13 protein-coding genes are annotated in these 17,337 nt (G+C 37.5%); all 13 read right to left on the minus strand.

Annotated elements, in window-relative coordinates; all coding sequences use genetic code 11:
* Window positions 1-21: 21 nt before the first annotated feature.
* The 13 genes from B6D67_RS08325 to acpS all read right to left on the minus strand — a co-directional run bounded on the left by B6D67_RS08325 (window position 22) and on the right by acpS (window position 17,267).
* On the minus strand, window positions 22-1,476 hold the full coding sequence (locus tag B6D67_RS08325) for an ABC transporter ATP-binding protein (protein WP_011285690.1): 1,455 nt from the start codon (window positions 1,474-1,476) through the stop codon (window positions 22-24).
* Window positions 1,413-2,093, minus strand: a complete 681-nt coding sequence (locus B6D67_RS08330; protein WP_010922610.1) for an energy-coupling factor transporter transmembrane component T — start codon at window positions 2,091-2,093, stop codon at window positions 1,413-1,415. Before B6D67_RS08330 ends, B6D67_RS08325 begins: the two co-directional genes overlap by 64 nt.
* On the minus strand, window positions 2,090-2,683 hold the full coding sequence (locus tag B6D67_RS08335; protein ID WP_010922611.1) for an MptD family putative ECF transporter S component: 594 nt from the start codon (window positions 2,681-2,683) through the stop codon (window positions 2,090-2,092). Before B6D67_RS08335 ends, B6D67_RS08330 begins: the two co-directional genes overlap by 4 nt.
* Window positions 2,680-4,350 carry an amino acid ABC transporter ATP-binding/permease protein gene (locus B6D67_RS08340; protein WP_010922612.1) on the minus strand — a complete coding sequence of 557 codons (1,671 nt, stop codon included), beginning with the start codon at window positions 4,348-4,350 and terminating at the stop codon, window positions 2,680-2,682. Before B6D67_RS08340 ends, B6D67_RS08335 begins: the two co-directional genes overlap by 4 nt.
* Window positions 4,343-6,106 (minus strand): ABC transporter ATP-binding protein/permease, encoded by a 1,764-nt coding sequence (locus tag B6D67_RS08345; protein WP_011018172.1) that lies wholly within the window; start codon window positions 6,104-6,106, stop codon window positions 4,343-4,345. The genes B6D67_RS08340 and B6D67_RS08345 overlap by 8 nt, the downstream gene beginning before the upstream one ends.
* Complete coding sequence (locus B6D67_RS08350) at window positions 6,103-6,939, minus strand: ABC transporter ATP-binding protein (protein ID WP_010922614.1); 837 nt, start codon at window positions 6,937-6,939, stop codon at window positions 6,103-6,105. The genes B6D67_RS08345 and B6D67_RS08350 overlap by 4 nt, the downstream gene beginning before the upstream one ends.
* Entirely contained in the window at window positions 6,936-7,958 is a 1,023-nt protein-coding gene (locus B6D67_RS08355; protein ID WP_002995381.1) for a FecCD family ABC transporter permease, read from the minus strand. Before B6D67_RS08355 ends, B6D67_RS08350 begins: the two co-directional genes overlap by 4 nt.
* Window position 7,959: 1 nt before the next feature.
* On the minus strand, window positions 7,960-8,844 hold the full coding sequence (isdE, locus tag B6D67_RS08360) for a heme ABC transporter substrate-binding protein IsdE (protein WP_010922615.1): 885 nt from the start codon (window positions 8,842-8,844) through the stop codon (window positions 7,960-7,962).
* A complete protein-coding gene (locus B6D67_RS08365; protein ID WP_010922616.1) occupies window positions 8,828-9,703 on the minus strand; it encodes a heme-binding Shp domain-containing protein in 876 nt (291 codons plus the stop codon). The genes isdE and B6D67_RS08365 overlap by 17 nt, the downstream gene beginning before the upstream one ends.
* A 196-nt stretch (window positions 9,704-9,899) precedes the next feature.
* Entirely contained in the window at window positions 9,900-13,727 is a 3,828-nt protein-coding gene (gene shr / locus B6D67_RS08370; protein ID WP_010922617.1) for a heme-binding protein Shr, read from the minus strand.
* A 488-nt stretch (window positions 13,728-14,215) separates the two neighbouring features.
* Entirely contained in the window at window positions 14,216-15,727 is a 1,512-nt protein-coding gene (locus B6D67_RS08375; RefSeq protein WP_010922618.1) for a CHAP domain-containing protein, read from the minus strand.
* A gap of 86 nt (window positions 15,728-15,813) precedes the next feature.
* The gene (gene alr, locus B6D67_RS08380; RefSeq protein ID WP_010922619.1) at window positions 15,814-16,914 is read right to left on the minus strand and encodes an alanine racemase; all 1,101 of its coding nucleotides are present in this window, start codon (window positions 16,912-16,914) and stop codon (window positions 15,814-15,816) included.
* Window positions 16,911-17,267: a holo-ACP synthase gene (gene acpS, locus B6D67_RS08385; protein WP_010922620.1), complete on the minus strand. Its 357-nt coding sequence runs from the start codon at window positions 17,265-17,267 to the stop codon at window positions 16,911-16,913. Before acpS ends, alr begins: the two co-directional genes overlap by 4 nt.
* Between the last annotated feature and the right edge of the window lie 70 nt (window positions 17,268-17,337).

A 17,337-nucleotide genomic window follows, 5' to 3' on the forward strand; every position in this document is an offset into this window, starting at 1 on the left:
TTAAACAGTTCTAGGGGCTCGTTAAGGTAGCATTTGATAAATGGTATCGCAGACACTACTTAGAAGTTCTTCATCATGTGAAATGAGGATGACAACCTTATGTTGGGTCTTCAGCTGCATGAGAAGATTAGCTAAAGCCTTCATTTGTAACAAATCAAGTCCGCTACTTGGCTCATCAAAAATTAAGATATCTTTATCAGCCAAAAGACTAGCGGCAATCATCACTCTTTGTTGCTCACCTCCTGACAAACTAGCTGGATGACGTTCTAAAAGAGTCGTTAAAGATAACCGCTCTATTACTTCTGTCGTCCGTGGATGTCGTTCATGGCCCAAGTTGACTTCCTTTGAAACCGATTCTGCAAATAGTTGCAAAGAAACTTCTTGCAAGACAATACTAGTCTTTGATAAACGTTGCTTGGCAGATAAAGGTATGCCTTGAAACTTAATAGTTGCTTTTTTATCGTCTAAGATACCAGCTATATAATAAACTAATTGCGATTTTCCAAGCCCGTTTGATCCTGTAATGCCAGAAATACTTCCTACAGCAAAACTAAGCTGTTCAATACATCTAAGTATTTTGCTTCCCGCTCTAACTGTTAGATGCTCAATACACAGGCTATCATCTGGGCGATAATGTTGACTCTCAATCTTACCAGCTAACACAGGTTTTAGGTCAGACAAGTCTAAGCGACGTAGTCCCATATCTTGCCGTTGTTCATCTGTCAAGGCTAGCAAATTTTGTGTTGTTAACTTATCTGTTAATCTACCATTTTTAAAGTAGAAAAAGTTATCTGCCAAATCCATCAAGTAATGTAAGCGATGCTCGGCTACAATAATGGTTTTTCCTGCTGCTTTTAATTGGGTAAGATAGGCTTTAACAGCAGCTATGCCTGCACTATCTAAGTTAGCAGTTGGCTCATCAAAAAGCATAATATTAGTACCTTGCATAATGGCCGTTGCAATAGCAACTCTTTGTTTTTGCCCTCCTGACAATCCAAACATATCCTTGTTAAGGAGCTCTGCAAAAGCAAAATCTTCTGCTAAAGTCCAAAGACGCTTCATGATAACCTTTGCATCTAAACCTTGATTTTCACAAGGAAAGACTAGTTCGTGTTGGACTTCGCGATAGAAAAACTGACTGGCTGGATTTTGAAAAACAGAGGCCACAGATCTAGAAAATGTTTCAACACTGTCTCTGCCTGCTTGGCAATCAGCCACATCTAGTCTACCTTCATATTTTCCAGCATAATAATCAGGAATTATGCCATTAAGAAGTTTTAAAAAGGTAGATTTACCTGAACCAGAAGGTCCACACAAAACAATGAATTGTCCAGAGGCAATTTGACAAGTCGATATCTGACAAGCTGGATTTTTTTGATCATGATAGGTAAAAACAAGTTGTTCTGCTGAAATCATTGCAGTATCGTGATGATTATGATAACAGTAATCCAAATCTGCACCCCCCAATCTTTCCATGTTAAGTGTGAGCTAAAGCATTCACTGGTGCCTTTGTTGACTGCTAGCCCTTTAGTTAGACTAGCGATAGTTAGTTCTTGGCTACTTCTTATCAAAGATAAAAGCAATGGAACCATTAAATACTCCAAGTATTGTTTAGGTCTGATCAAAATAGACCATTTTGTTAAAATAATCCCCCTGATTTTTAAAGAGCGATGAATAACACAACATTCTTGTCTAATCATTGGTATGAAACGGCACATAACGGCCAAGGTCAATAGCCAGACTTCTGGGAAACGCCATTTGCGTAATCCATGAACCAATTCGTAGATGGTAGTTGTCTTAATAGTAATTAAACCTGCTAGTAAAGAAGGGAAAACTAACCTTCCTGCTATTGAGACAAAACTCAATAAGTGGTCAAGATAAGAAGGGAAAATCGATAGCGGGATTACAGATAGACCGATCATTAACAGATAAACAACCGCCAACTTGAACGCTAGCTTTTTCTTATTTAAAGCAGACAAAAGTAATAAGAGAAAAATAACAATTATAAATTCTAAAAAGCCATCAACACGAAAAAAGAAGCAGGCATTGGCAAGTACCAACAAAAGCAGTTTGGTGCGAACATCAAGCCTCATGATAACAATCCTGATTTGATAAAATGTTTCTTTAGTAAATAATGTGCAAAAACTGACCCTAATAAGGCTCCTGCAAGAACAATTCCTACAAACCAAATAACATGCCCTAAACTAAAATCATACATAATGCGATTGACATAGGTCATACTTTTACCGCGGGCTAACAAACTTTCAACATAGGCATCTTTCAACAACCACATCAGCAAAATAGGGCCACTATTGACAAAAGCAAAAACCATATAAGATAGGTCATTAAAAAACCTTGACTTGTATTTTCCTAAAGACGCAATAATATCCGCTATTAAACCGAAAATAATGCTGGGAAACATCGCGGCAAAAAAGTGACCACTAAGGAAGAAAAAACCTCCCATCATCAATCCTAATAATGTTATTGGCCCAAATGTTTGCAATTTAGCAATCAAAAGAAAATAAATTGTTCCCCCCAGTAAAGCTGCAAAGGCAGGGGCATATAACATATTTCCTGAGCGATCAAAAAAGATGTTAATAAACGTGCCTAGACCAACACAAATAAAGTAGAGCGCGGCAAATGCGCCTGTTATCATAATATCTTTTATTGTTAACTGTTTCATTTTTTATTCACCTCTTTTAGGGAACCATTTTTTACGCAAAATAGATGATCAACACAAGCTAGGGTTGATGGCCTGTGAGAAATTAAGAAGACCAATCCTTGACAATGTGTTTTAATTAAATCAAGCAAGATAGCTTCATTTAGAGAATCTAAATTTGACGTGGGTTCATCAAAAATATAGCAACTCGCATCTTTCAATAAAGCTCGCATCAACTCTAAACGTTGACCTTCTCCAGCTGAAAAGTCAGAAGGACTCTTGATAATCGTATCCAAACCTTCCTTACAAGCTAACAGTCTGTCTTTCATACCACAAGCCTCAGCTAAATTCCAAATGGACTCATCTGAAATATCTTGACGGCCAAAGATAAGATTTTCACGGATAGACTGTTGGAAAAGCTGCGCTGTTTGTGGCACATAAGCAATAGTATCTTGTAATTTAGCAGCATTTAGTAAGCAACTATTCCTATCATTAAGAAAAATATCTCCTGTCTTCCAATTATACCATTTCATAATTAATTTCACCAAAGTTGATTTACCAGATCCTGATTCGCCTTTAATGCCAATAATCCCCTTTTCTTGAAAGGTAACTGTTAAATCCTTAAAAACCAGCTCTTGGCGCTTTGGATAAGCAAAACTGAGGTCCTCAAAAGAAACACTCCTTAAACGATCTATTTGTTTTGTGCCTTCATCTACTATGACATTTTCGTCTAGAAGGTCAAAAATATTTCGAGCCGCATTCATAGCACGCTTAAAACCTAATGGCAAACGTCCTAGTTCTAAAAAAGGAGAAAACGAAGCAGTGAAAGCAATAAAAGTTAATAAGCCTTTATCAAATGATAAGCTGTCATGGCATATCCCATCAAAAACCATATAAGAAAATGCTAAGATCATTAAGCCAAGCCAGAAAAAAGTCAATGCCATTTGCAAAAATTGGGCTTGCGCTACGTTACGATCAAGAGCATTTACATGATTACTTTTTTTTATTAATCGTTCAAATTGCTCGTCTAATACCTGAAATTGCAAAAGATCTTTGACTGATCGTAAACTCTCTAAAAAATAAGACAGGTAATCTTTTCGACCTTCATTTTGGCTTTTTAGTAAAACCTGTAAAATATTAGCAAAATAAATGGGTATAACAATGGCTAAACAAGCATAGGTTGCCAAAGCTAATAAGGCTAACTGCCAACTACTTTGACAAAAGTACCAGAACATTAAACCTGCAGACAATATTGCTGTACAAATAGGTGCGATTGTGTGGGCAAAAAAAACTTCTAATGCCTCAATATCTTCTCCAATCATTTTAAGCAAATAACCACTGTCTTGACTATCCAAGCAAGCTGGAGAAAGAGCTCTTAGTTTCTTAAAGATCAAGTTCCTAAAAGCTGCTAAACTATGAAAAGCAACAAAATGACCAAAATAATGCTCTCCATAACGAACAAAACCTCTTAAAAAGGCTAGAGCAATCAAAAGATATAAAGCTAATATTGGAATCACTTCTTGTCTAATAGCTAGTAGTCCTAAATAAGCTATTCCAGTTGGAATACTTACCGTGATGACAAAACCCATAACAGCAAAGCCAACAGCCAAGATAATCCAAGGTAGCAGAGTTTTCATTAGGGTTAATAAACGCCAAACCAGGCTTAAGGTAGATCTGTTAGGTTTAGCCATAAATACTTGCCTCCAGTCTTGCTTGAGTATCAACTAGGTGACGATAAGTTGGTTGGTCCCGATAAAGGTCGCAAGGTTTGCCTAAACAAGCAGGCTGCCCTGTGTTTAAAAAGAGTACTTGGTTAGCTCCTTTCAGTCGAGACATCTTATGAGTAATCACAATAACTATTGCTGTCTTAGCTAATCTCGTTATTAAATTGTCAATAATACGTTCATTTTCTGCATCTAGACTAGATGTTGCCTCATCAAAGATATAAAGAGACCTCTTACTTAATAGAGCTCTTGCGCAAATCACCTGTTGCTTTTGGCCTGGTGATAACAGGTTACCATTTTCACCAACTATTGTGTCAAGACCATCTGGTAGCCAGTTGATGAAGCTTAACAAACCATGTTGATCTATCCAATCTAAGATTTCTTTTTTAGAGAGATTTGCTGCTAACCTTAAATTATCGTAAATGCTACGGTTCAATAAGGTAGATTGGTCCGATACATAAAGAACCTGCTGGTTGATAGTTTCTTGCGACAAATTGTCACTGTCTAAACCGTCAAATAAAATATGCCCAGTCGTTGCAGACTGGCGTTTCAAGAGGAGTTGAGCTAGACTTGTTTTTCCTTGTCCTGACACCCCCGCGATAGCTGTTAGTTGGCCCTTCGTTAATGTCATGGTAACCCCACTAAGCACTGTTTTTTTCTCATAAGCTAAAGAAATATTTTGGATGTCAATCTGGTTAAAGTTTATTGCTGTTTTACTCTTGTTATCTTTTCTTGCTGGAACACTATCCAAGAAACTAAAGATACGGTCAGCCATTTTGGTATTCATCATGACCAAGTGCATGCCATAACCCTGCTCACGAATCGGTGTAAAAAATTCTGTAGCAATCAAGAGAAAAAATAGGAAATTAAAAAAAGATAACTGGCCTGTTGCCAAAGCTTGAACGGCTAAAAAACCTGACAAACCAATTCCCAGATACATAACTGCATCCATATAACCAACTGCTTGTAACTGAAAGCCAAGCAAAGACATGGTAGCCTTTCGAAACTGTTCTGCCTTACCCGAAAATTCTTGCTCGTAACGTTCTGTTGCTTGATAAGAATACAGTGTATTAAGACCTTTTAAGTCATCCATAAATAAATTACCAACATCCATATAAGAAGACCAATAATGACTCATAATTTGCTTAGACCGCTTTTGCATAGCAACGATTGAAAGTGGAATCAGAGGCAGAACTCCTAAAAAGACAAGGCCTGCCAATGGATAAATTAAAAAGACTAGTATCATAATAGTTGTGCAGTTCCACTTGGTTCTCATAGACAAAGACAAATAGTAACCATAATAAGTATCCAAACTATCAATCCCCTGTGAAGCCAACGTTAAAATATCAGCATCACTGGCATGAGCATCAAATTGCCCGTCTAAATCAATAAAAGCCTCAAAGAAAGATTGTTTGAGTGAATCTCTAGCAAATTGTGAAGCGATCCCTTGCAGTTGCTTGCCTAATATAGCAAGAACAAAGCCTACCACATTTAAAAGTAGGAGTAAACCTGCCAAGCGTCCTAAGGCAATAGCATGACCCAAAATAAAGGTCGAAAACGTTTTGGCAATGAGGTAAAAACTGATCATCCTCATCACAAATTGTAACCAAGATAAAAAGGCTGACACATAAAGCAAATACCTTTTTGGTGCAATTCGTTCACGTAATCGTTTTAACAGTCTTTTCCTTTTTCCCCTTGATATTGTATCTTCTGTTTCCATCATCTGTTCTTGTTCCTATCTCTCCTTTGAGTTCTAATACCATTGGTTTCATTGACCAATGAAGTGAGGACAAACTGTTGACCATTTCTCTCAACAAAGGGCAATTCAACACCAAAGACATCTCTGATAAACTGTTGATCAAGGAGGTCTCTTGGTTGACCTTGGGCATAAAGTCGCCCATCTTTCAGTCCAATAAGATGGTCTGAAAGAGACAAGGCCTGATTGATGTCATGTAATACTAACACAATCGTTAGGCCTAGCTCTTGGTTGATTTTAGTAATCAGCTTGAGAATGTCAAGCTGGTACTTAATATCCAAATAAGTCGTTGGCTCATCTAAAAAAATAATATCTGTATCCTGGGCAAGGGCCATGGCAATCCAAACCCTCTGCTGTTCACCACCAGAAAGGTGTTGGATATCACGATAAACATAATCACTCAAAGCCGTTACTTCTAAGGCCCAAGCAAGGCGCTCCTCATCTTCTTTGGTAGTAGTTTTAAAAAAAGAACGACGGGCAAGCCTAGCCATGGCTACCAATTCACCCACTAACAAACCTTCGACCACTTGATGGTATTGGTGTACCACTGCCACTTTTTTCGCAAAAGCCTTGAGAGAAATCGTTGCTAATTCTTCCTGCTCAAGCCAAACCTGCCCTTGTTTTAACGGAAGGTTTTTGGTTAATAATTGTAATAAGGTTGACTTGCCACTGCCATTTGCCCCCATAATAGTGGTAATTTTCCCTTTTGGAATGCTAAAGGTCAGGTCATCTAAAACAAGTTTTTCCTCATAAGCAAAGGAAAGGTTTTGCACCTGAATATGACTGCTGTTCTTACTCATATAATATCAGACCTCCTTAGCAGGTAAATAAAGTAAGGCCCGCCTACAATACTCATTATAATCGCAGGGCTAATTTCCAATGGGTAAGCAAGACTTCTTCCTAAAGTATCGGCTAGCAAAAAGACAAAGGCTCCAAGCAAAGCTGAAAAAGGAATTAAGATTTGGTGCTTACTTCCAACCAGCAAGCGGCTCATATGAGGGACAATCAAGCCTAGGAAAGAAACCACTCCAACGATCGAAGTGGCTACCGAAGCCAATAAAACAGCAACCAAGGAAATTCCCAACCGTAACGCTGTAGCATCGATTCCTAAATGACGAATCACCTGATCATCTAAAAGAAGAAGGTTACAAGTTTTTGACAATAACAAAGCTAGTAACAAGCCAATGAATGTATAAGGGAATAAAACCCCTACATCAGCCCATGTTTTTTGACTAATATGACCTGCTAAAAGAGCATTGACCATGGGACTAGCTGAGGTGAAAAAGCTGGTTAAAGCAGTTGATAACCCCATAAATAAAGCATTAATAGCAATCCCTGTTAGAATAAGCCGAATAGGATTAAGCCCTTTCTTCCATGCTAAACCATAAATCAGCAGGAAAGACACTCCGCCTCCTAAAAAGGATACGATTGGACCATACAGCAGCAACTGCGGCAGAAGTAAACTAGAGACTAAAACCATAAAACTAGCACCACTACAAATCCCTATAATAGCAGGGTCTGAAATAGGATTTTTCAACACTGCTTGAAAAAGAACTCCCGAAACAGCTATCCCTGCTCCTGCTAATAAAGCAATGACAATTCTTGGAAAACGCAAATCATAAATCAAAGCCACTTGGGGGTCATAAGCCACAAACAGTCCCTTGACAATTGCCCCATAAGAAACCGCCAAACCACCAAGGGATAAGGCAATAACCGCCAAAAATAGGAGGCTGAGAATTAAAAGAACTAGATAAAGACCACTTCTGAAACGTTTTTTAGCCAGTAGGGATTGATCCCTTTGTAAATCTGATGCTGTCATGTTACGGATGATCTCCCACGTGGTCAAAAAGCTGTGTTAAGGTGTCCAAGGCTTCTGGGTAGTTCAATTTAGCACTCATGCCAAACAGGGTATTGTCCAAATCATAGACTTTCCCTTCCTTGACTGCCGTAAAATGTTTCCAAATATCATTTTCAGCAAATTCTTTGTCAAACATCACTTTTACCTTGTCTGGAATGGCATGAGCTGTTCGTAAAATCAAGTCAGGCTCCTTAGCCAGCATGTCTTCAGGATTAGCTGATAGAAATTCTTTCTCATCTGACTGATAAACATTCTCACCACCTGCCAAGTCCAAAAGATTCCCTACATAAGATTGGTTCGTCGCCACCAAATAACTACCTGGCAAGCCCATAAGAATAAGCACTTTAGGCTTTTTCTTCCCCTTACGTTTAGCTTGGAAAGCACGATAATAGTCCTGGTATTGCTGGCGCAATTCTTTTGCTTCTTGTTGACGTTGGAAAAGGTTCCCTAAATCATCAATGGACTGGTACATGCCCTCAACACTTCGTAAGTTCAAAAAACCATACTCAGTATCCAATTTTTGATACTTGGGTTCCAAATCTTCTTGTAAAGAATTGGGACTCAAAATCCAAGTTGGTTTCAAAGAAGCAATCAACTCTATATCAGGATTCATGGGTAAACCCACACGCTTAACAGCATCATAGCGTTTAGGAAGGGTATATAATTTACTATCACAAACCCCAACGAGGTCTAAATTTAAACGGTCACAGATATCAACCACAGCAACCGAAGTGGCTACAATTCTCTGCTGTTCAGTCTCTTTAGCCGTTTTAGGGTGCTGATTCACACAAGCTACCAAAAAGAAGGCCATTAAGGCTAGACCAATTCCTTTACATCGTTTTATCATTTTTTTTCCTCTTTTTCCAAACCCATACAGCAAACCCTCCTAACATCAGAAAAAAAGTTGGAAAGTAGTAAATCATGATTGATAAGTCTTTTTTAGACCGAAACTTATCTTCTTTTTTTAACTCTAAAGAAGTCGTTAAGCCCATCTTAGAAGGAAGAATTTTTTTATCTGATAGACTCTTGTTATTTGATGAGTTGGCTTTAGGCTTATTCTGAGTTATCATAGCACCTGTGTGAGACTCATCTTGACTTTCTCCTAGTTTTGTATCAACAGGCTTTTGACTGTCTTTTACTTCTTGATTTTGAGAATTGTCTGTTTCAGTAACAAGCTGGGCCAACATATTACCTGAATACTTTTGTATTAACTCTGAAGCTGACAGGTAAAAGACCACTTCTCTGCCCATAGGTTCAACAAACATGCTGCCTCGAATGATACTATTTACAGTAGGCAAACTAATAGCAATATCTAGTGTTGTCCCATTGGTATCAGTACCTTTTTGGGTGATATTGTAATCAACTGCCTGAAAGCTTCCAGTTCCTCCAGGTTGTATCCAGAACTGATAATTGCCCGAATAATCAGCTAAGCTCATACGAAAAGTAAGAACGATCTTTCCAGCATCAGATACTTCTAGCATGGCATCACTATAGACAGTTCCTTCAACCATACCTTGACCAATATCAAAGGAATGCTCCCCTCCGCTATCTTCTATCTGCCCAGATATCGGATGACGATAATTTCTTTGAATAATACATCCATAAATTTGACCTTTATCTGCATACACAAGATTTGTCATTGTCGATAAACTTATCATGAACACTACTATTACCTGCAACAATTGCTTTATTACTACCTTTGTCATATGCTCCTCTTGTCTATCTTTTCTTAAACATCTTATTTCATTTTTTAAATGAATCCCATTTTATAACATCTCCAAATGTGAAAAACACACCTATCTTGCGACTACTTCAACCTGTATCAGGAGTCCTGTCGGAAATAGGTATGTTTTTAGCTCTTGCTGACTAGCTTTTTTGTTATTTCACTTGGTACTAAGTTTCTTATTTAAATAATGTCTTTCGACCAATAATGAATCCCAGAGCTACGATCATAAAGCTAGATAGACCTGCAATTAAGTGATAACGAGAGCTACTTTCTTCACCATTTGATTGTTGATTGGAACGATGTTTCTTATCAGATTTTTTAGTCTTAGTATCTTTTGCTGTTTTACCTTCAATTGATGTTTGATGGTCACGCACTAACTGCTTCAATTTCTCTGCCTTATCAGTATCATCTGTCTTAGAAGTTTCTTGAGTTGATTGGCCGGTTGCTTTTTTAGCCAGGAGATCAGTTAAGTTAGCAATACCAGTAGCTGCTGAAGGAGGACTTGTAGGTGTTTTTTCTTGTTGACGATTTTGAGGTCCTTTCAACTGATCTGTTGAAGTTAGATGGCTATTTTCTTGTGGATTATTAGTTTCTTTGACAACCTTTGCCTTCTCTGTTGTAAGGCTTGCCCAGTCTAAACGCATAAAAACGGTTTGAAGGCCAGACCCTTTTGAAATGGCATCCATGATAGGCACAAAGACCTGTAATGGCACAAGTCCGTCTTTCTTCGCTTGTTCAATCAATTTCATACGCAGCACTTTTGGATAGTTTTTTCCATAACGATCTGCCAATGGTAGGCCAGTTACATCCGTGAAATAAGACACAACCTCTGCCTTTTTTGTTCGACCAACTGGTTTACCAGCTAAATCTCTTTGGTAACCATCTACGAAATAGCTCAATTCACCAAGGTAGCCTAACATTTTACCAACCTTTATACCTCTAAACTCAACTTCTAAATAGGAAACACCTTTTTTAACTACCAAAGTCACTCGATGATTAATAGCCTTGTTTGACATGGACTCAGATGCTAAGTCAGTTTTTAACATGCTGGCATTTAAATAGTAAATACCATCACGCAATTGTTTTTGATTTAATGCTCTAAGGCCGTTCTCAACTAAATCTTTCTGATGTGAATGTGGTCCTTTCGCCACAAGGATATCATTAGATGTCAAATAGATATGTTCTTTTTGAGTAGCAAATTTCTTTGTTATTAAAGCTTTGCGAATCCGATATGTACCTGGATCTTTTAAAGAAAACTCTCCCGTTAAGTCATCTTTCGGATCATTTGAGAGAAGCTTTTCGTCAACCGTCACATACTGTCCATTGGAAGCTTTTTTTTGCAACTGAATCACAATACTCCAATCGACTTGCATATCATTAAGTAAAGAAACCGTATCTGAACCTTTTTCTTGTAACAATTGTTGATATTCTTCAACAGACACTAGTTCTTTATCAATGGCAGAATTTGTTTTTTGCTCCCAATAATACAAATCTAAAAGACTGAAAGCTTGATGATATTTTATTTTTTCGCCATCTAAGGAAGCTTCAAGTTTTGCAATATGTTTTTGTGGAGTCAGTTTGTGTTGTCCGATAAGAGCTCTTACTTTTGGACTCACACTTTTTATCTGATTGAACTTCACATCTAAATTAAGCGTTTCAACATCTGGAAATACTGATTCTTCAACCTGAGTAAGCAAGTTATTGAAAAAATCAAGTTTTGTTAATTGGTTATTCTGTTTAAATATACCATTTGGAAGATTTGAAATTTCATTAGTTGATAAATCGAGTACAGATAATTTAGGAAGATTTTTAAATGAAATATTATCAATACGAGTAATATGATTTCTACTTGCCACAATAGTGCTTAAGGCGCGCAATTTTTCTATTGTTTTTGGCAGTAGTGCTAAATTATTTTGAGATAAGTCGATAAAATTAAGTGATGTTAGAGGCTCTAGCGCTTTTTCAGGTATCTCCTCAAGACTATTTTCTGCGAAACCTAATGAAGTCAGACGAGACAATCCTTCAAATGGGTTATCACAAAGTCGGCCAATACGATTCTTGGAAAGATCAAGTTGCTCCAGGTGATGAAGCGACTGGAATAGTCCTCCTTCAAGAGAGTGAATAAAGTTACTTGATAAGTAGAGTTCTCTTAATTGAGCATTGCTTTTAAATGTATCTTTGTCTAGATAAGTTAAATGATTACTTCTTAAGTTAAGAAATCGAAGTTGCTTCATTTGACTAAATAACTCTTTTGGAATTTCCGTAATTTGGTTTCCATCCAGATGTAGTTCTGTAATATTTTTAGCATGTTTCAATAAAGAAATATCAGTTAACTCGTAATGGTCTAGACGCAACTCGCCTCGAATCTGTTCTAATTCCGTTTTTGATAATTTACCATCGCCGTCTAAATCTTTGCCAAGTTTAACTAAAACTTTTTCAAGACGTTCAGTCCCAACCCCTTTTTCTTTATCATCAGTTTCTACCTGATAACCACTCCAGCCTTTGGTAACGGTCTTACTAAAGGTCATGTCAAGTTTGGTGTATTTGTCATAGTGGTTTAAATCACTTTCTTGACCTCCCATGGCTGATACCAAAACAGCACCTTTGTGTAATTTATCCAAATCATCAATAGGCATGGTAAATTCGCTTCGAATATAGCTACCATTGATATCTTTTTGGCCAACTTGTTTACGCACTGCTGCTGGGTAGGTCCCTTTGCTTTCAATAGAAAAGTCAATCAAAAATTGTCCCAAAGCAGTATTAAGCATGGAAATTTCCATTGTACCATCTGCTTTAACCACTAATTTGGCTCTTTTATCAAAAGCACCTTGAAGCATGGAGGACTCTTCTGAGTTTTCTTTATTAGCTTTAAAGTTTAGCGTATAGGTTCCTTCTGTGAGATTGTTAATAGAAACCTCACCTGCTTGATAAGACTCGATGGTATCTTTTAACAGTCGATGAGTATCGGCGAGTAGCTTACTATCTTTGATTTCTTTGTAAGAATCCTTGATGACTTGAAGTTTCTCAGCCAGATCTTTGACCGCGTCTTTGTTGCTTTCTTTAGCAATAATCGCATCCGCTTCTTTGATAGCTTTTTCCAAAGTGGTGACATCCAACTTTGTTGATTGTCTGTCTTCAGCAGTCACATGTTGTTTTTGTTTGGCAGATACAAAATGGATTTGACCATCTTTCTTGGTAACGGTAATAGTAACGTCTTCAAATCCTTTTGAGGATATCACGATTGTATTTTCTCCATCTTTGAAAGCTTTTGTTCCAAGATGAAGCCCTGTCATATTCGAGACCCAGCCATTAGTATCTTTTACAGAATCTGAAATAAGATCTTTATAAACTGTACCATTGACTGTAACCTTTGTGATTTGCTGAGTCAATGCTTTTATCTGTTTGTTATCAGAATAACGATCAATTTCTGGAAATAAAATTGCACCATCTTCTTGACTCAATTTTGTTATTAATGACAAGTTAGCAGTATTTTTCCCAGATTTAACAACTTTTTGTGTGCCTTGGTTTTGTGGCACTGTTTTATCACTGAGCACATCTTTTTTTAATGAATCCTGATGATCTGTTGTTCCTAATTTTTGAGCTGAAATAAAGGTCACTTTATCGCCCTTTTTAATAAAGGTAATTAGGATATCACCATCTTTTTTATTAACAATAGTCAATTCATGCTTACCGTCTTTAATAAGGTCAGCATTGATCTTAATCCCTTGGTAGTTAATATCAAAGGTTCGCTCGCCCTCCAGGCTTTTTTCATAGACATCATTATCAACAATAATCTTTTCAATATGTTTATAATACTCTTTTCCAGCTGATTGACTAGCGTAAGGGCCTATCTCTTCAACTAAAAGTCGATTATCCTGAGTTAAAGCTACTGTTGTCACGAGTTGTGACTGAACTAAAGGCTCTTGTGATTTTACAGTTTGAGTAGCCTGAATGAGAACAAGGGCAGATATTGCCACAAACGCACATTTGCTGATTTTTTTCATTTTCAATCAACTTTCTAAAAATTTTATGAATAAGCTAACTTTTATATTAACTGAACTTAATCTATCACTTTGTGATTATTTTGTCAAGATTGTTTCCAATGGTCCAATTGTCTGTTAAATAGCTCCACTATGTGAGCTAAGACACTAGTAATAATCCTGGATTGATAATGAGGATATCTCTGATAAAAGAATTCCTCTACAATAATATTACTGAGATAAAGCTAGCCTTAGGATAGTTAATACTAGAGCTGATTCAATCATTACTTCATTCACAAAACATGTAACACGTTATAAGCTCCATAATTGTGTTAGGAGACAACATGAGATGTCACTACTGCATATTCATCACAATAAAAAAAGACAATAGCCCTAATCGTGCTATTGTCTCAAAATCATTTATTGACTTGAAACTTTATCGTGTTACACCAACAGTTTAAAAGGCCTAACTCCCGCTAAGAAAATTAAGCCTTAAGAAAAGTCATTAGTTATTAGTTTTTACTCTTGCCAATAACATATGTTAGCTGTTCAGCCTGCTGAGCTGTAAAGGTACGATAAGAAATCTTACCTAAGCCGATACAGTTAGACTCTGAAATAAGAATAGACCCATCTTTTCTAACATCTTCTACAATTGATACGTGGCCATAAGTGCCATCAGCGCCCGCTTGCCCTGGTGCAAATGAAATAGCATAACCTACTTTTGGAGTCTTTGAAAGGGCATACCCTACTTTATACTTCCAATCTCCACCATTTCCCATAAAAGGATCAAATTGGTAACCCAATTCTTTGGCGCGATTATACACATACCAAGTGCATTGTCCCCAAGCATAACTCGAAGCTTGATAACCCAAGACATCATAACTCTTAGAGAGCTTATAACCTGCTGGCACAGATGCAAAACTAGCTGATGACTGCACTTTCAATTCGGCTGGAATGGCTGGTGTGCCACCATGGTCATCAATCCACTTATCCAGGTCTTCCATAATTTGTGCGCGACGTTTACCACTACCAGTAGTATCAGTAAAATAAACACCCCCGTCACTTGCAAAGTTTAATTGACCTCGTGAAAACTTAGCCGCTTTTAAATCTTGAAGTGCAAAATTGCTATTTTTGTTTTTAATAATGGTGTCTTGTGTCATTTTGACAATAGCACTATCATCATTAAACTTACTTGCTTGAGTCGGATCTAGATCAAAAGCTGCATAGCCAAACATATTAGCTCCAAGCAAAGTTGCAATCCCTTGAGTTCCTAAAGAACTCTCAGACATCGCAATAGCTACGATAGCTCGAACATCCAGCCCACTTTTCTTTTCCCATTGCAATAGCTTCTCACCATTAATACGTGTGCTGTCATAGGCAATGCCTGTTGATTTTAAGTAACTATCAATCTGGTCAGCTTTAATACCATAACGGCGAGATAAAAGATGGTGGGTATAGGCATTTTTACCACTCCAATGCTCTACATATGCCGCGTATGTGTTGACAGAAGGGATATCTATCTCACTCAAATCTAAATCTGATACGTAAGGGGACAACGACTGAATAGGAGTTCTTGCCTCTGGCAGTTGTTTCGACAATGAAGAAGCAGGTGCCGTATCAACTTTAGATGGTGATGGTTTGGGCTGGTCAGTTGGTTTCGAATGATCAGTTGATTTCGAATGATCAGTTGATTTATCATCTACCTGGTTTTCTGCTTCTGCCTTGTTGTCCGAAGAGCCTATAGCAGACTGACTAGAATCGCTTCTTTTTTTATCATCCGCGTTAACAAGACTATTAGAGTTTGTTTCTGCAGAAGCATCAAGGGGACCTTGGTCAGTTTTATCTGATGTTGTAGGTGCTGCATTTTTATTATTTTCCTCTTTTGAAGAAGAATCACTGGTTTCATTTGTAGTTGCTTTATGCGTCTCAAGCATTACATCTTGAGCCAGCACTGTCATGCTTTCTGCTGTCGGGGCTAAGAGACTTAGTAGCATGGCAACTCTTAATAGTTTGTTTTTATTCATATATTAATTAGTCACTTCTTTCTAATGTCCTCACTTTATTATAACATTAAAGATAAGCACAATGCAATTATTTTTACATGATTTTCTTAATATATCCGAGGAATACGGTCACTTAAAAGGCATAGAACTTCATAATTGATTGTATTACGGTAATTTGCGATATCTGTTGTAGAAATATTTTTTTGCTGATTGCTGCCAATCAAAGTGACTTTTGTTCCTAAAGGATATGCTTTGGGAAGTCGTATGGTCAGTTGATCCATCGATACACGCCCTATAATTTCGCAGAATTGTCCATCAACTAACACCGAAAAGCCTTGCATGTTCCTGGTCCAGCCATCTGCATAACCGATTGGGACAGTCCCTACATATTCAGACTTTTTGGCAGTATAAGTAGCTCCATAACCGACTGTATCACCAGCTGAAATCATCTTGACATGCACTAAGCTAGATTCTAGAGATAAAGCCTCTTGCAGTGGAAACGGTAAGCTTAGATCAGAACCACTTGGATTCAAACCATAACTGACAATTCCTAAACGAACAGCATTAAAAATGGTATCACTATGCCAGATACTTGTGGCTGAATTACTAGCATGTACTAAACGAGGCTTATCCTCAAGTCCAGCTATCAGCTTTTTAAAAAACTGTAACTGCTGGTTAAATTTAGTATCATCTGCCTCATCAGCTGTGGCAAAATGAGTGAAAATACCTTCTACATCAGCACCCAACTCTTTTAGACTATCAATCAATAAATTGACTTCTTTTGAAGAACGAAGCCCGATCCGCCCCATACCAGAATCAACTTTTACATGAACTTTTAAGCCTTGACATTCTTTTTTCTCCAGTCTAGCTAAAGCTATCCAGTCTAAACTAGCGATTGTAACAGTAATAGCATTAGCAACTGCTAACTCTAATTCATTTGGCAGCAAAACCCCAAGAATTAAAATCTCTTTATCAATACCTGCTTGACGTAATTGCAAAGCCTCATCAAGATTTGACACACAGTACCCATCCACTTGAGGTAGGAGTGCTTTTGACACCTGGACAGCACCATGACCATAAGCATCAGCCTTGACAACTGCATACGTTTTTACCCCTAGTGGAATATGCTTTTGAACACTGGCAACATTCTCCTTAATAGCTTGTAAGTTGACCCTTGCAACTGTTGGGCGATGGAAACTTGAAATCATTTTTTATCCTCCAAAATAACACTAGCCTGTACATAATTGCCACTATGTGAGATGCTAATAAAACTATTTCCTTTAAACGGAGATTTTGTCAGAATGGGACATCCTCTAACATCATTTAAAATCTCAATATCTTGAAAGGTTAACCGCCCAATACCTGTCCCTATAGCCTTAGCAAAAGCTTCCTTACCTGACCAGCGTCCTGCCAAATAGTTGAGTCGACGTTTGTAAGGAAAACTCTCAAAAATAGCCAATTCCTGCTCAGTTAAAATTTTTTGAGCAAAGCGAGGATTTCTTTGATAAACTTTTTCAATAGCTGAAATCTCTTGTAAGTCTATTCCATGTCCAACAATCATTACTTTCCACCAAACCTTATTTCATCTTAATGTTAGAAGATTTAAACAGTGAGAAGCTGAGAATTATTCT

The sequence above is a fragment of the Streptococcus pyogenes genome (assembly GCF_002055535.1).
Lineage (GTDB): Bacteria > Bacillota > Bacilli > Lactobacillales > Streptococcaceae > Streptococcus > Streptococcus pyogenes.

Bases quoted from the DNA above. Each gene is read 5' to 3' on its own strand.
- B6D67_RS08325 (WP_011285690.1), bottom strand. From the start codon at position 1,476: ATGGAAAGATTGGGGGGTGCAGATTTGGATTACTGTTATCATAATCAT.
- B6D67_RS08330 (WP_010922610.1), bottom strand. From the start codon at position 2,093: ATGAGGCTTGATGTTCGCACCAAACTGCTTTTGTTGGTACTTGCCAAT.
- B6D67_RS08335 (WP_010922611.1), bottom strand. From the start codon at position 2,683: ATGAAACAGTTAACAATAAAAGATATTATGATAACAGGCGCATTTGCC.
- B6D67_RS08340 (WP_010922612.1), bottom strand. From the start codon at position 4,350: ATGGCTAAACCTAACAGATCTACCTTAAGCCTGGTTTGGCGTTTATTA.
- B6D67_RS08345 (WP_011018172.1), bottom strand. From the start codon at position 6,106: ATGATGGAAACAGAAGATACAATATCAAGGGGAAAAAGGAAAAGACTG.
- B6D67_RS08350 (WP_010922614.1), bottom strand. From the start codon at position 6,939: ATGAGTAAGAACAGCAGTCATATTCAGGTGCAAAACCTTTCCTTTGCT.
- B6D67_RS08355 (WP_002995381.1), bottom strand. From the start codon at position 7,958: ATGACAGCATCAGATTTACAAAGGGATCAATCCCTACTGGCTAAAAAA.
- isdE (WP_010922615.1), bottom strand. From the start codon at position 8,844: ATGATAAAACGATGTAAAGGAATTGGTCTAGCCTTAATGGCCTTCTTT.
- B6D67_RS08365 (WP_010922616.1), bottom strand. From the start codon at position 9,703: ATGACAAAGGTAGTAATAAAGCAATTGTTGCAGGTAATAGTAGTGTTC.
- shr (WP_010922617.1), bottom strand. From the start codon at position 13,727: ATGAAAAAAATCAGCAAATGTGCGTTTGTGGCAATATCTGCCCTTGTT.
- B6D67_RS08375 (WP_010922618.1), bottom strand. From the start codon at position 15,727: ATGAATAAAAACAAACTATTAAGAGTTGCCATGCTACTAAGTCTCTTA.
- alr (WP_010922619.1), bottom strand. From the start codon at position 16,914: ATGATTTCAAGTTTCCATCGCCCAACAGTTGCAAGGGTCAACTTACAA.
- acpS (WP_010922620.1), bottom strand. From the start codon at position 17,267: ATGATTGTTGGACATGGAATAGACTTACAAGAGATTTCAGCTATTGAA.